This is a genomic window from Bacillus tequilensis (assembly GCF_012225885.1).
Lineage (GTDB): Bacteria > Bacillota > Bacilli > Bacillales > Bacillaceae > Bacillus > Bacillus tequilensis.
In genome coordinates this window covers 2,853,680-2,866,841 of record NZ_CP048852.1, presented here as the reverse complement: position 1 = coordinate 2,866,841, position 13,162 = coordinate 2,853,680, and the positions used below count along the sequence as shown (strand labels likewise).

Genomic DNA, 13,162 nt, shown 5'->3' with positions numbered 1-13,162 from the left:
TAGAGCATTTCACAGCATGCCGCTTTACAGCAGATGAAGCATAGAGAAATCTTGATATCTAGGTTTAATCAGAAAGAATTAACCGGATACTGAACATAACAAAACATATAAAATACGCCGCTTAAGACGGCTTTTCAGCCGCCGCGGTCGCAAATTGAAATGAGCGTCATATACTGGGGAACAGATAGACGTTTGTTGGAGGTACAATTATGACTGTTTATCATTTTGTTGGAATAAAAGGGACCGGTATGAGTCCGCTTGCCCAAATACTTCATGATAATGGATATACTGTCCAAGGATCGGATATCGAAAAATTTATTTTTACGCAAACAGCGCTTGAAAAAAGAAACATTACAGTTCTTCCTTTTAGCGCGGATAATATCAAACCCGGCATGACAGTTATCGCTGGAAACGCATTCCCAGACACGCATCCTGAAATTGAAAAAGCCATGTCTGACGGAATTCCGGTGATACGTTATCATAAGTTTTTAGGCAACTACATGAAAAAATTCACAAGTGTTGCCGTTACGGGCGCGCACGGCAAAACGTCGACAACGGGTCTGCTGGCTCACGTAATCCAAAACGCCAAACCGACGTCTTTCTTAATCGGGGACGGAACAGGCCAGGGAAATGAAAACAGCGAATACTTTGTGTTCGAAGCGTGCGAATACCGCCGCCATTTCTTAAGCTATCAGCCTGACTACGCGATCATGACGAATATTGATTTTGATCATCCAGATTACTTCTCTAGCATTGACGATGTGTTTGACGCTTTCCAAGAGATGGCGCTTCAAGTCAACAAAGGCATTATTGCCTGCGGAGACGATGAGCATCTGCCGAAAATCCATGCGAACGTTCCGGTAGTGTATTACGGCACGGGGGAAGAAAATGATTTTCAAGCCCGAAACATCGTAAAAAGCACGGAAGGGACAACTTTCGATGTATTTGTCCGCAATACATTCTATGATACGTTTTATATTCCAGCGTACGGCCATCACAATGTATTAAACTCATTGGCCGTCATTGCGTTATGCCATTATGAAGAAATTGATGCCAGCGTAATTAAACATGGCCTCAAATCATTCGGCGGCGTCAAACGCAGATTCAATGAGAAGCAGCTCGGGGATCAAGTGCTGATTGATGACTACGCTCATCATCCGACCGAAATAAAAGTGACGATTGAGGCGGCGAGACAGAAATACCCTGATCGTGAAATTGTCGCTGTATTTCAGCCTCATACATTTACGCGGACACAGCAATTCCTTGCCGAATTCGCAGAAAGTCTAAGCGGGGCTGACTGTGTGTATTTATGCGATATTTTCGGCTCAGCCCGAGAGAATGCAGGAAAGCTGACAATCGGCGACCTGCAGGGAAAAATTCATAATGCTAAGCTGATCGAAGAAGATGACACATCTGTTTTAAAAGCTCATGAAAAAGCCGTTCTCATCTTTATGGGAGCAGGAGATATCCAAAAATATATGAGAGCCTACGAAAACGTCATGGCATAATAAAAAGCAGTGATCTCACTGCTTTTTATTTATCTGAAGGAAAAGCTTGTTAAAGGATTTTCTGACATAACGGAGAATAATATGTATACAGCCCAGTACACATGTTTAGGAATTAAGGAAACGGGTAAACAGCAGTATATCCTGCAGCAAGGAGGTTTGAGATGATTATTATTCTTTATTTAAGCGTTGCACTCATCGCAGTCGCATTTCTCGTATTAGTGATCTATTTGTCTAAAACATTGAAGTCACTGCAGCTGACACTAAAAAACGTCGCATCCACTCTCGAAGGGCTGGAGGGACAAATGAAAGGCATCACAACTGAAACAGCCGAGCTCTTACATAAGACCAACCGCCTGGCTGAAGATATTCAGGAAAAATCAGAAAAACTGAACACGGTCGTTCATGCTGTTCAAGGGGTAGGAACTTCTGTGCAGCAGTTCAATACATCCATGAAACAGGCGGCAGGGTCTGTATCAGCATCAGTAAGAGAAAACCAAGATAAAATCAATCAAGTCGTCACATGGAGCCAAGCGGCGATGGAAATTTGGGAAAAATGGAAGCAAAAGAAAAAATCAGTTCTATAAAAGAAAAACATTATGAGGAGGAATAATGATGAGCAAAGATGGAATTAATAGTAAAGATTTTTTAATCGGAACTTTAATCGGGGGAATCGTCGGTGCCACTACCGCTCTTTTTCTAGCGCCTAAATCAGGCAAAGAACTTCGCGACGATCTCGGCAGCCAAGCTGTTGCTTTACGGGAAAAGACGGACAAAATGACGGCGGATGCGAAGGAAAAAGGCACGCAATATGTCAGCATCGCAAAAGACAAGACATCTAACATCACACAGCTTGTCGCGGATCAGTCAGGGCAGATCATGAACAAGGTGAAAGATTTAAGAGACCGTTCCAAATCTGCCAAAACGGATTCATCAGCCTCAATGCAAGATATGAGAGAAGAAGCGATGCAGGCGGCCGATGAAACAAAAGATCAAGTCCTTCAAACGAAAGAAGATGTAAAAGACGAACTGAAAGATGCACAAAAACAGGCTGAGCATATCAATCGCTGAGCCGGGAAGGAAGATCTTGAGTCATGGCAAAACAGCTAATTCGATCTGAGGAAGAATTTAAACGGATTGCAGAACAGGAAGGCACTTTCGTCTTCTTTAAACACAGCACCACATGCCCGATCAGCCAGGCAGCATTTCATGAGTTTGATGCTTTCGCAAATCATCATGAGGATGTGCCGGTTTATTATCTGCAAGTCCAAGAAGCACGGCCGCTGTCAAATTTCATCGCAGAAACTTATGGTGTAAAGCACGAAAGCCCTCAGGTTTTCGTCATCCAAAACGGTAAAGTGAAATGGCATACCTCCCATTCGCAAATTACAGAAGCGGCCATAGAGCAGCATTTATCATAGAAAAAAGCGTCCAGATATATTCTGGCGCTTTTTTTTTGAAAAAAACCTTGAACATTGCCTTCACATCATGTAGGATAACTTCATAGATTACTTTATCACTTAAAAGCGTTTGGGTAATAAAGGAGAGTTTTTATAAAATTTTTTTTATTTCAGTATTTCCATTTTGAATTACTTATAGTAAGATGCATGATAACTACAAATTAAAAAATGAATGTGCAGGGAAGGATGAAGAAAATGAGCAACACAGAGTTAGAGCTTTTAAGGCAGAAGGCAGACGAATTAAACTTACAAATTTTAAAGCTAATCAACGAGCGCGGAAATGTTGTAAAAGAGATCGGTAAAGCGAAGGAAGCACAAGGTGTCAACCGATTTGATCCTGTCAGAGAACGCACAATGTTAAACAATATCATTGAGAACAATGACGGGCCGTTCGAAAATTCTACCATCCAGCACATTTTTAAAGAGATATTCAAAGCCGGTTTAGAGCTTCAGGAAGAGGATCACAGCAAAGCCCTGCTTGTCTCCCGTAAGAAAAAGCCTGAGGATACAATCGTAGAGATCAAAGGTGAAAAAATCGGAGACGGCCAGCAAAGATTCATTGTCGGCCCATGTGCAGTAGAGAGCTACGAGCAAGTGGCTGAAGTCGCTGCGGCTGCGAAAAAACAAGGAATTAAAATTTTGCGCGGGGGAGCCTTTAAGCCTCGTACGAGCCCATACGACTTCCAAGGGCTTGGTGTTGAAGGCCTTCAAATTTTAAAGCGTGTTGCAGACGAATTTGACCTGGCAGTGATCAGTGAAATCGTAACCCCGGCTCACATCGAAGAAGCGCTGGACTACATTGACGTCATTCAAATCGGAGCGCGCAACATGCAAAACTTTGAATTGCTGAAAGCGGCCGGCGCAGTGAAAAAGCCAGTGCTTCTGAAGCGCGGACTTGCTGCAACGATCTCTGAATTCATCAATGCTGCCGAATACATCATGTCACAAGGAAATGACCAAATTATCCTTTGTGAGCGCGGTATCAGAACATACGAAACAGCAACACGAAACACGCTTGATATTTCTGCTGTGCCGATTTTGAAACAAGAAACGCATTTGCCTGTGTTTGTGGATGTGACGCATTCAACTGGACGCCGTGACCTCTTGCTTCCGACAGCTAAAGCCGCTTTAGCGATCGGTGCAGACGGCGTCATGGCTGAGGTTCATCCTGATCCGTCAGTCGCACTTTCTGACTCTGCTCAGCAAATGGCGATTCCTGAATTCGAAAAATGGCTGAATGAACTGAAACCAATGGTGAAAGTCAACGCTTAATTGAATTATCCAAAAGGCCGCGTCTGCGGCCTTTTTTTATGCTTTCTTGTTTATTTAGTTATAAAATCCAAGTATACGTTTTCATCATCTATAAAAACGTGTATAATTTCATGAGAAGTATTTAAATTTGATGAATAATGAAAAATAATGTACACTACTGACTTACGCTTACAAATCATAAACGACATAAATTCGGACATTATGACATTTCTCTACATAAAGTGTTTATGCTATAGATAAGGATAAGTGTATCCAGTAAAAGGAGTGGTTTTTAGGATGAGCAATATTACGATCTACGACGTAGCGAGAGAAGCTAATGTAAGCATGGCAACCGTTTCCCGTGTCGTGAACGGCAACCCGAATGTAAAACCGACAACGCGGAAAAAAGTCTTGGAAGCCATTGACCGTCTCGGCTATCGTCCAAACGCGGTGGCAAGAGGCCTGGCAAGCAAAAAAACAACAACTGTAGGTGTCATCATTCCCGATATCTCAAGCATTTTCTATTCAGAGCTTGCGCGCGGGATTGAGGATATCGCGACCATGTATAAATACAACATTATTTTGAGCAACTCTGACCAAAACATGGAGAAAGAGCTGCATCTGTTAAACACAATGCTCGGCAAACAAGTGGACGGCATCGTGTTTATGGGCGGAAACATTACGGACGAGCATGTGGCGGAATTTAAGCGTTCCCCAGTGCCGATTGTACTTGCCGCTTCTGTAGAAGAGCAGGAGGAAACACCGTCAGTCGCGATCGATTACGAACAGGCGATTTATGATGCGGTGAAGCTTTTGATTGATAAAGGACATACAGACATCGCATTCGTATCCGGTCCTATGGCAGAACCGATCAACCGCTCAAAAAAACTGCAAGGCTACAAACGTGCGCTTGAAGAAGCGAACCTTCCGTTTAATGAACAATTTGTCGCTGAAGGGGATTACACATATGATTCCGGCCTTGAAGCGCTGCAGCATTTGATGAGCCTTGACAAGAAACCGACAGCCATTCTTTCTGCAACTGATGAAATGGCGCTCGGCATTATCCATGCGGCTCAGGATCAAGGTCTGTCCATTCCTGAGGACCTCGAGATTATCGGCTTTGACAATACGAGATTAAGCCTTATGGTTCGTCCGCAGCTTACAACGGTTGTCCAGCCGACATATGATATTGGCGCCGTTGCGATGAGACTGCTGACAAAGCTCATGAATAAAGAGCCGGTTGAAGAGCATATCGTCGAACTGCCGCACCGTATCGAGCTAAGAAAGTCAACTAAGTCATAAGAAAAACAAGAGGGCAAGCTTCACCTTTAAGGTGAATTCTTGCTTTTTTCATGGGGAGAAATGATGAAACGTTTTGATTATCTTACACCTGCAGGTTTTGTGTTAGGAACGATTATTATTGTTATCGGAATTATCTCGGGATCAGGATTAAGCGGTTTCCGCTCATTTCTTGATCTGACCTCTTTCTTCATCGTCACAGGGGGACTATGCGCCGCTGTTTTTATCAGTTTTCCGCCGAGAGAGCTGAAAAAAGCGCCCGCTGTGTTAAAACAGGCATTTATCCGCCAGGAAGACAATGTGAAAGATCTTGTGAAAACCTTTGTCTCTCTTTCCGATCACGCCCGAAAACACGGGCTTTTATCATTGGATGATCAGGCCCGGGACATCAAAGATCCATTTTTGAAAAAAGGATTGCTTTTAGCAATTGACGGCTGGGATGAGGAAACGATCCGCCTTGTCATGGACTCTGAAATCGCAGCGATGGAAGAGCGGCACCGCAAAGGGCGGCGTGTTTTTGAAAAAGCGGGGGAATTCGCTCCGGCGTGGGGAATGATCGGAACGCTCGTCGGACTCGTGCTGATGCTTAAAAACTTAAATGATCCGCATATGTTAGGACCGAATATGGCTGTTGCGATTCTGACGACCTTATATGGTTCATTGCTGGCAAACATGGTGTTCAACCCGATTGCCGCAAAGCTCGAAGAAAAAACAGAAAGTGAAATTTTCATCAAGCAGGTAATGGTGGAAGGGGTTATCGGAATTCAATCCGGAAAAAACCCGCGCAATCTTGAAAGCCAGCTCGTCGTTTTCAGCTCACGGGAAGAATGGAGAAAGCAGCCAAATCAAGCAAAAACAAAAAAGGGATCTGTACATGAGGCTTAGAAGAGAACGCTTTGAAAGAAGGAATGGAAGCGGGAAAAACAGCCAATCTTCATCAAACTGGATGGTCACCTTTACAGATTTGATCACCTTGATTCTTGTGTTCTTTATTTTACTTTTTTCTATGTCCCAAATCGATCTGCAAAAATTTAAAGCGGCAGTCGAATCGATCCAAAAGGAGGGCAGCGGACTCCAACCGGACCAAACGTCCGCAGAAAAAAAGGCTCCATCTTCAGCCGATGCGAAGAAGCAAGAGGATCAGCAGGATCAGCTTCTCAAGAAAGTAAATACATATATAAAAGACAACCATTTGAAAGCCCTAATGACAGCCAAACGGGATGAACGCGGTGTCGTGCTCGTTCTGCAGGAGGCTGTTCTGTTTGATTCAGGTGAGGCGAAGGTGCTGAAAAATGCCGAAACACTTCTTCACCAAATCGCCATTCTTCTTCAAACCATTCCAAATGACATTCAAGTGGAAGGCCATACTGACAGCCGAAACATTGCGACATACCGATACCCGTCTAACTGGGAGCTGTCAGCAGCACGGGCGAGCGGAGTGATTCAATACTTTACATCAAAAGAGAAACTTCCTTCGAAACGCTTTATTGCTGTCGGTTATGCGGATACAAAGCCTGTAAAGGATAACAAGACAAGCGAACACATGAAGGAAAACCGGCGTGTGGAAATCGTTATCAAAAAATCAAAAACGACCTCTTCGTGAAGGTCGTTTTTTACTTTGTTCTTTGCCGCTCCGATCGTATCGCATATAACGCTTTGCAGACGGTTTGGGCATTTTTTTCTGCAATTTCTGGCTTGCGGGGAATCGGAGGATATAAATCGGCTGGATCGCTCCAGCTTGACGGAAGGGTGACGGGGCATTGTTTTTGCCATTTCGCGATCCATTTCGGCGGAATATCGTCTCCCGGATCAATTCCCTTCATTTCAAGCCAGATTCTGGCCCAGGCGCGGGGCACGACACGCCAAATATCATATCCGCCGCCTCCGACTGCGATCCATTTCCCTCCGCAATATTGATGCGCTAAAGTGTGGGCGAGCCGGGGGATTTCTTCATATATCTTGATTGTTGCAGATAAATGCGTCAGCGGGTCATAGTAATGGGCATCGGCGCCGTTTTGGCTGATAATGACATCCGGCTGAAAATAAGCGGCGACTTCGGAAGCTGCCGCCTGGTAGGCCTCAAGAAAAGAATCATCCTCTGTAAAAGCGTCAAGCGGGATATTAAAGGAATAGCCATACCCTTTTCCGCTGCCTTTTTCCTGAATTTGACCGGTTCCGGGGAATAAATACCTTCCTGTTTCATGTATGGACAGCGTGCAGACGTCGGGGTTATCGTAAAACGTAAATTGCACACCGTCCCCGTGGTGGGCGTCTGTATCAATATAAAGCACCCTGGCGCTGTATTTTTTCTGGATATATTGGATCGCCACAGCGCTGTCGTTATATATGCAAAACCCTGAAGCTCTCCCCCGAAAGCCGTGATGAAGGCCGCCCCCAAGGTTGGCCGCATGCAGGGCTTGTCCTGACATTACCCAGTCTGCGGCCGTTAAAGTGCCGCCGACTAAGAGTGATGCCGCTTCATGCATGCCGGCAAAGACGGGTGTATCTTCTGTGCCTAGCCCATAGCTTTCACCTTCCTCAGCGGGAAGCTTTCCGGCGCCCCCAAGCTTGACCGCCTGAATGTAATCATCCGTGTGGACAAGGGCGAGCTCCTCCTCTGCCGCGAGTCTGGGACTGACAATGTCTCTATCATCAAGAGCGTTGATTGTTTTGAGCAAATCATATGTTAACAGAACCCGCTGCTGATTAAATGGATGTTCCTGATGAAACATATAGGTTTGATACGATGGAGAATAGATGAACACACTGTCTCTCATAGCAGATCCCTTTGCTCTGACGGCCATACGACATGGTGCCCATTTCTTTGTAATGCCTGCAAAAACGGCAGCGGGTTCATCGTTTTCACACGGAAGACAAGCACTTTTACGCCGGGATCGTCATGCGGATAAACAAGCACGCTTAATATTTTCACTTGAAGATCTTGGCAAAGGCTGCTGATCTCCGCAAGGCTTTTTGTGATGTCGTGTACTTTTATTTCGATTTGCGATCCTGGCTGATCAGCGCCTGTCAATTTGACAAATGTCCGCAGCAAATCCGTTTTCGTCAAAATGCCTATTAATTTTTGATGCTGCACCACTGGGAGACAGCCGATACCGTGCTCATAGAACACGGCAGATATTTCTTCGACAAAGTCAAGCGGGTGGGCGCAGACGACCTCTTTTTTCATAATTGAATCCACACTTCTTGTGAGAAATCGGTTTCGTTTGCTTTCTTCGAAAATACTCGGGCTGGCCTGCTTCATGTCTCTGTCTGTAATCATGCCGATCACATGGTGGTCTTCATCTACGACAGGCAGATGCCTGATATGGAATTCCTTCAGTTTGCATATGGCTGTTTCAAGCGTATCCGTCTTCGTTAATGTCATGACATCCTTTTTCATGATTTGCTCAACAATCATTATTTTTTCCCCTTTGTCAGTGTCAGTTAATACATAAAACGATGATAAAAACGGAGCCTGTCAAATTGTTCAATTGATTCTTGGCTGACGTTTTTCCCGATGCGTGCCATCAGGCAGTTTGCAGGATGGGAGCTGATCTCCGGCTCATCCGTCGCAAACCAAACCAATCCGCCTGCATTCATCATCTTTTCCAGGAGCTTTCTGTATTCCCACACATCTTTTTTCAGCCCTTTTAAATCCCAATGCCAGTAATATTCCGTTGTCATTACGATGTAGTTTTCCATTTGCTCATCCATCATGCTGACGGTCAGAAGCGTCTTTCCGACAGAACATCCCCGATAGGCGGGCGCCACCTCGATGGCCCCGAGCTCAAGCAAATTCTCCATATTTCCTTCAGACCATCTTTCGAGCGGGTCAGGATATAAATACGTCACATAGCCGATAATGGTTCGGCCGTCTCTGGCGATGATAATACGCCCTTCGGGAAGGCCGGCAATCTCAACCAATGCTTCATGCTGCTCTCGGGGCGGGCGAAATGCGGTTAAATCGTTATGAAACTCGTAAACTGCCAAATCTTCTGGAGAGACAGGCCCTTCTATCAGTAAGGAGCCGGTTGCTGTTTTGATGTTTGCTGAATGGTATGTTTTATGATGTTCCACTGATCCACCGTCCCATCAATTCTTATAAAAATACATGTCCCCTTTAAGAATAACAAATTATGAAGCGTTTTCAACATGGTTTATATTTTAAAAATTGAGAAGAATATGAATATATACTATAATAAAATGACAACTTCAGCAAAGGGGGATGTTTGGTCATGAATTTGAAAGCGTTGCCAGCAGTGGAAGGGGATCATCATTTAAAAAATTACGAAGAAACGTACCGGCATTTTGATTGGGCCGAGGCAGAGAAACATTTCTCCTGGCATGAGACTGGGAAACTGAATGCGGCGTATGAAGCAATTGACCGCCATGCCGAATCGTTTCGAAAAAACAAAGTAGCGCTTTATTATAAAGACGCAAACCGGAATGAAAAATACACATTTAAAGAAATGAAGGAAGAATCAAACAGAGCCGGGAATGTGCTGAAACGGTATGGAAATGTGGAAAAAGGGGACCGCGTTTTTATTTTTATGCCGAGATCCCCCGAGCTTTATTTTATTATGCTTGGCGCCATCAAAATTGGCGCCATCGCCGGCCCGCTTTTCGAAGCGTTTATGGAGGGCGCGGTGAAGGATCGGCTTGAAAACAGCGAGGCAAAGGTTGTTGTCACAACGCCTGAGCTGCTGGATAGAATCCCGGCTGACAAGCTGCCTCACTTACAGCATATATTTGTAGTCGGCGGAGAGGCTGAGAGCGGCACAAACATTATCAATTATGAGGAAGCAGCAAGACAGGAGAGCGCAAGGCTGGATATCGAATGGATGGACAAAAAAGACGGTTATCTGCTTCACTATACATCAGGTTCCACTGGAACGCCAAAGGGTGTGCTTCATGTCCATGAAGCGATGATTCAGCAATATCAAACAGGAAAGTGGGTTCTTGATTTAAAGGAAGAAGACATTTACTGGTGCACCGCTGATCCGGGCTGGGTGACAGGTACGGTATACGGCATTTTTGCACCGTGGCTGAATGGAGCGACAAATGTCATCGTTGGCGGCCGTTTCAGTCCGGAAAGCTGGTATGGAACGATTGAGAAGCTTGGCGTCACCGTCTGGTACAGCGCGCCGACCGCGTTTCGGATGCTGATGGGAGCGGGAGATGAGATGGCTGCGAAATATGATCTCACCTCGCTACGGCATGTGCTCAGTGTCGGTGAGCCGCTAAATCCGGAAGTCATCAGATGGGGGCATAAAGTTTTTAACAAACGAATCCATGATACATGGTGGATGACAGAAACGGGCAGTCAGCTTATCTGCAACTATCCTTGCATGGATATTAAACCGGGCTCAATGGGTAAGCCGATTCCCGGTGTGAAGGCAGCGATCGTTGACAATCAGGGCAACGAGCTTCCGCCGTACCGAATGGGCAACCTTGCCATAAAAAAAGGCTGGCCTTCCATGATGCATACCATTTGGAACAATCCTGAAAAGTACGAATCGTATTTTATGCCGGGCGGCTGGTATGTGTCTGGCGATTCTGCTTACATGGATGATGAGGGATATTTCTGGTTCCAAGGCAGAGTTGATGACGTCATCATGACCTCCGGTGAGCGCGTCGGCCCATTTGAAGTGGAAAGCAAGCTTGTCGAACATCCAGCCATTGCGGAAGCAGGCGTGATCGGAAAGCCTGATCCGGTGCGGGGAGAAATCATTAAAGCCTTTATTGCGCTCAGAGAAGGATTTGAGCCGTCTGATAAACTGAAAGAAGAAATCCGCCTCTTTGTGAAGCAGGGTCTCGCAGCCCATGCCGCTCCGCGTGAGATTGAATTTAAAGATAAGCTTCCGAAAACCCGAAGCGGAAAAATTATGAGACGCGTGCTGAAGGCGTGGGAGCTCAATCTGCCGGCTGGTGATCTGTCAACGATGGAGGATTAAAAGGCGGCGTTGACATGGGATTTTATTTATGTTAAAAATGATATAGCTTCATATGAAAAGGTAAAGATTGAGACAAGTAGGATATCCTTACGTCCCAGAGAGCTGATGGCCGGTGAAAATCAGTACAGACGGATATATCGAATACACTCATGAACCGCTTTTGCAAACAAAGCCGGCGAGGCTTTCAGTAGTGAAAGAACGGACCTGATCCGTTATCAGGCAAAGTGATAAGACGAATGTTTTGTGTTCTCTTATTAGTAGGGTGGTACCGCGATAATCAATCGTCCCTTCGTGTAAACGAAGGGGCGTTTTTTATTTTAATAAAAAAGGAGTTTTATCTTATGACAAACTTACTTGAAGACTTATCCTTCCGTGGATTGATTCAGCAAATGACAGATGAAGAAGGATTGAATAAACAGCTGAATGAAGAAAAAATCCGCCTGTACTCCGGCTTTGATCCGACCGCAGACAGCTTGCATATCGGACATCTGCTGCCCATTTTAACACTCCGCCGTTTTCAGCTTGCGGGGCATCATCCCATTGCGCTTGTGGGCGGTGCGACGGGCCTCATTGGCGATCCGAGCGGAAAAAAAGCGGAGCGTACATTAAACACAGCTGACATCGTATCCGAATGGTCCCAAAAAATCAAAAACCAGCTGTCCAGATTTCTAGATTTTGACGCAGCAGAAAACCCTGCTGTCATCGCGAACAACTTTGACTGGATCGGCAAAATGAATGTGATTGACTTCCTTCGTGACGTCGGTAAAAATTTCGGCATCAATTACATGCTGGCAAAAGACACGGTCAGCTCAAGAATTGAATCCGGCATCTCATACACGGAATTCAGCTACATGATTCTTCAATCGTATGATTTCTTAAATCTTTACAGAGACCAAAACTGCAAACTGCAAATCGGAGGAAGCGATCAGTGGGGCAACATCACGGCGGGCCTTGAACTGATCAGAAAATCAGAAGAAGAAGGAGCAAAAGCGTTTGGCCTTACGATTCCGCTTGTCACAAAAGCAGATGGCACGAAATTCGGAAAAACGGAAGGCGGCGCGATCTGGCTTGATAAGGAAAAAACATCGCCATATGAATTCTATCAATTCTGGATCAACACAGATGACCGTGACGTTATCAAATACTTGAAATACTTCACATTCCTATCAAAAGAGGAAATTGAAGCGTACGCTGAAAAAACAGAAACGGCGCCTGAAAAACGTGAAGCACAAAAACGCCTGGCAGAAGAAGTGACAGCGCTCGTTCATGGAGATGACGCACTGAAGCAAGCTATCAACATCTCCCAAGCATTGTTCAGCGGCAATATTAAAGAACTTTCCGCCCAAGACGTAAAAGTCGGCTTTAAAGATGTTCCGTCTATGGAAGCTGACAGCAGCCAAGAGCTATCACTAGTCGATGTGTTGGTACAATCTACATTATCTCCATCTAAACGCCAAGCTCGTGAAGATATTCAAAACGGCGCTGTTTACATTAACGGCGAACGTCAGACAGAAGTGAATTATATTTTATCGGATGAAGACCGCATTGAGGGCCAATTTACTGTCCTGCGTCGCGGAAAGAAAAAATACTTCCTTGTAACGTATAAATAAGAAAAAAGATCCTTTGCCCTTAGCGGCAAAGGATCTTTTTTGGTTTATCGCATAGGAATAACAGGAAAAGAGTATATTAGATA

General features: G+C 45.0%; 13 protein-coding genes and 1 other annotated feature. Of the genes, 10 read left to right on the top strand and 3 right to left on the bottom strand.

The window, feature by feature from the left end; translation table 11 throughout:
* The first annotated feature begins 209 nt into the window (after positions 1-209).
* From murC to motS, 8 genes are all read left to right on the top strand, one after another.
* The gene (gene murC / locus G4P54_RS15225) at positions 210-1,508 is read left to right on the top strand and encodes a UDP-N-acetylmuramate--L-alanine ligase (protein ID WP_167873112.1); all 1,299 of its coding nucleotides are present in this window, start codon (positions 210-212) and stop codon (positions 1,506-1,508) included.
* Positions 1,509-1,669: 161 nt separating this feature from the next.
* Positions 1,670-2,092, top strand: a complete 423-nt coding sequence (locus tag G4P54_RS15220) for a DUF948 domain-containing protein (protein ID WP_024714625.1) — start codon at positions 1,670-1,672, stop codon at positions 2,090-2,092.
* Between the two features lie 28 nt (positions 2,093-2,120).
* Positions 2,121-2,576 carry a YtxH domain-containing protein gene (locus tag G4P54_RS15215; RefSeq protein WP_024714624.1) on the top strand — a complete coding sequence of 152 codons (456 nt, stop codon included), beginning with the start codon at positions 2,121-2,123 and terminating at the stop codon, positions 2,574-2,576.
* A 23-nt stretch (positions 2,577-2,599) separates the two neighbouring features.
* A complete protein-coding gene (gene ytxJ / locus G4P54_RS15210) occupies positions 2,600-2,926 on the top strand; it encodes a bacillithiol system redox-active protein YtxJ (RefSeq protein ID WP_024714623.1) in 327 nt (108 codons plus the stop codon).
* Between the two features lie 234 nt (positions 2,927-3,160).
* Positions 3,161-4,237, top strand: a complete 1,077-nt coding sequence (locus G4P54_RS15205) for a bifunctional 3-deoxy-7-phosphoheptulonate synthase/chorismate mutase (RefSeq protein ID WP_024714622.1) — start codon at positions 3,161-3,163, stop codon at positions 4,235-4,237.
* A gap of 276 nt (positions 4,238-4,513) precedes the next feature.
* Positions 4,514-5,518: a catabolite control protein A gene (gene ccpA / locus G4P54_RS15200; protein ID WP_024714621.1), complete on the top strand. Its 1,005-nt coding sequence runs from the start codon at positions 4,514-4,516 to the stop codon at positions 5,516-5,518.
* Positions 5,519-5,581: 63 nt separating this feature from the next.
* Positions 5,582-6,400 (top strand): flagellar motor protein MotP, encoded by an 819-nt coding sequence (motP, locus tag G4P54_RS15195; protein ID WP_167873890.1) that lies wholly within the window; start codon positions 5,582-5,584, stop codon positions 6,398-6,400.
* Entirely contained in the window at positions 6,390-7,118 is a 729-nt protein-coding gene (gene motS, locus G4P54_RS15190; RefSeq protein WP_167873111.1) for a flagellar motor protein MotS, read from the top strand. The genes motP and motS overlap by 11 nt, the downstream gene beginning before the upstream one ends.
* Before the next feature lie 10 nt (positions 7,119-7,128).
* On the opposite strand, the gene G4P54_RS15185 is transcribed toward motS, so the two are convergent.
* From G4P54_RS15185 to acuA, 3 genes are read right to left on the bottom strand one after another with little or no spacing between them, the layout of a single operon-like run.
* Positions 7,129-8,292: an acetoin utilization protein AcuC gene (locus G4P54_RS15185; protein WP_167873110.1), complete on the bottom strand. Its 1,164-nt coding sequence runs from the start codon at positions 8,290-8,292 to the stop codon at positions 7,129-7,131.
* Positions 8,289-8,933: an acetoin utilization AcuB family protein gene (locus tag G4P54_RS15180; RefSeq protein WP_167873109.1), complete on the bottom strand. Its 645-nt coding sequence runs from the start codon at positions 8,931-8,933 to the stop codon at positions 8,289-8,291. Before G4P54_RS15180 ends, G4P54_RS15185 begins: the two co-directional genes overlap by 4 nt.
* A 26-nt stretch (positions 8,934-8,959) precedes the next feature.
* The gene (acuA, locus tag G4P54_RS15175) at positions 8,960-9,592 is read right to left on the bottom strand and encodes an acetoin utilization protein acetyltransferase AcuA (RefSeq protein ID WP_167873108.1); all 633 of its coding nucleotides are present in this window, start codon (positions 9,590-9,592) and stop codon (positions 8,960-8,962) included.
* A gap of 158 nt (positions 9,593-9,750) precedes the next feature.
* Between acuA and acsA the strand changes: the two genes are divergently transcribed.
* Positions 9,751-11,469: an acetate--CoA ligase gene (acsA, locus tag G4P54_RS15170; protein WP_167873107.1), complete on the top strand. Its 1,719-nt coding sequence runs from the start codon at positions 9,751-9,753 to the stop codon at positions 11,467-11,469.
* 54 nt (positions 11,470-11,523) lie between these two features.
* Positions 11,524-11,761: a binding site (T-box leader), on the top strand.
* A 49-nt stretch (positions 11,762-11,810) separates the two neighbouring features.
* On the top strand, positions 11,811-13,079 hold the full coding sequence (gene tyrS, locus G4P54_RS15165; RefSeq protein ID WP_167873106.1) for a tyrosine--tRNA ligase: 1,269 nt from the start codon (positions 11,811-11,813) through the stop codon (positions 13,077-13,079).
* Positions 13,080-13,162: the final 83 nt, after the last annotated feature.

Excerpts from the sequence above, each read along its gene's own strand:
- G4P54_RS15205 (WP_024714622.1), top strand. The coding sequence starts at position 3,161 with ATGAGCAACACAGAGTTAGAGCTTTTAAGGCAGAAGGCAGACGAATTA.
- acsA (WP_167873107.1), top strand. The coding sequence starts at position 9,751 with ATGAATTTGAAAGCGTTGCCAGCAGTGGAAGGGGATCATCATTTAAAA.
- G4P54_RS15220 (WP_024714625.1), top strand. The coding sequence starts at position 1,670 with ATGATTATTATTCTTTATTTAAGCGTTGCACTCATCGCAGTCGCATTT.
- murC (WP_167873112.1), top strand. The coding sequence starts at position 210 with ATGACTGTTTATCATTTTGTTGGAATAAAAGGGACCGGTATGAGTCCG.
- tyrS (WP_167873106.1), top strand. The coding sequence starts at position 11,811 with ATGACAAACTTACTTGAAGACTTATCCTTCCGTGGATTGATTCAGCAA.
- motP (WP_167873890.1), top strand. The coding sequence starts at position 5,582 with ATGAAACGTTTTGATTATCTTACACCTGCAGGTTTTGTGTTAGGAACG.
- G4P54_RS15215 (WP_024714624.1), top strand. The coding sequence starts at position 2,121 with ATGAGCAAAGATGGAATTAATAGTAAAGATTTTTTAATCGGAACTTTA.
- ytxJ (WP_024714623.1), top strand. The coding sequence starts at position 2,600 with ATGGCAAAACAGCTAATTCGATCTGAGGAAGAATTTAAACGGATTGCA.
- ccpA (WP_024714621.1), top strand. The coding sequence starts at position 4,514 with ATGAGCAATATTACGATCTACGACGTAGCGAGAGAAGCTAATGTAAGC.
- G4P54_RS15180 (WP_167873109.1), bottom strand. The coding sequence starts at position 8,933 with ATGATTGTTGAGCAAATCATGAAAAAGGATGTCATGACATTAACGAAG.
- G4P54_RS15185 (WP_167873110.1), bottom strand. The coding sequence starts at position 8,292 with ATGAGAGACAGTGTGTTCATCTATTCTCCATCGTATCAAACCTATATG.
- motS (WP_167873111.1), top strand. The coding sequence starts at position 6,390 with ATGAGGCTTAGAAGAGAACGCTTTGAAAGAAGGAATGGAAGCGGGAAA.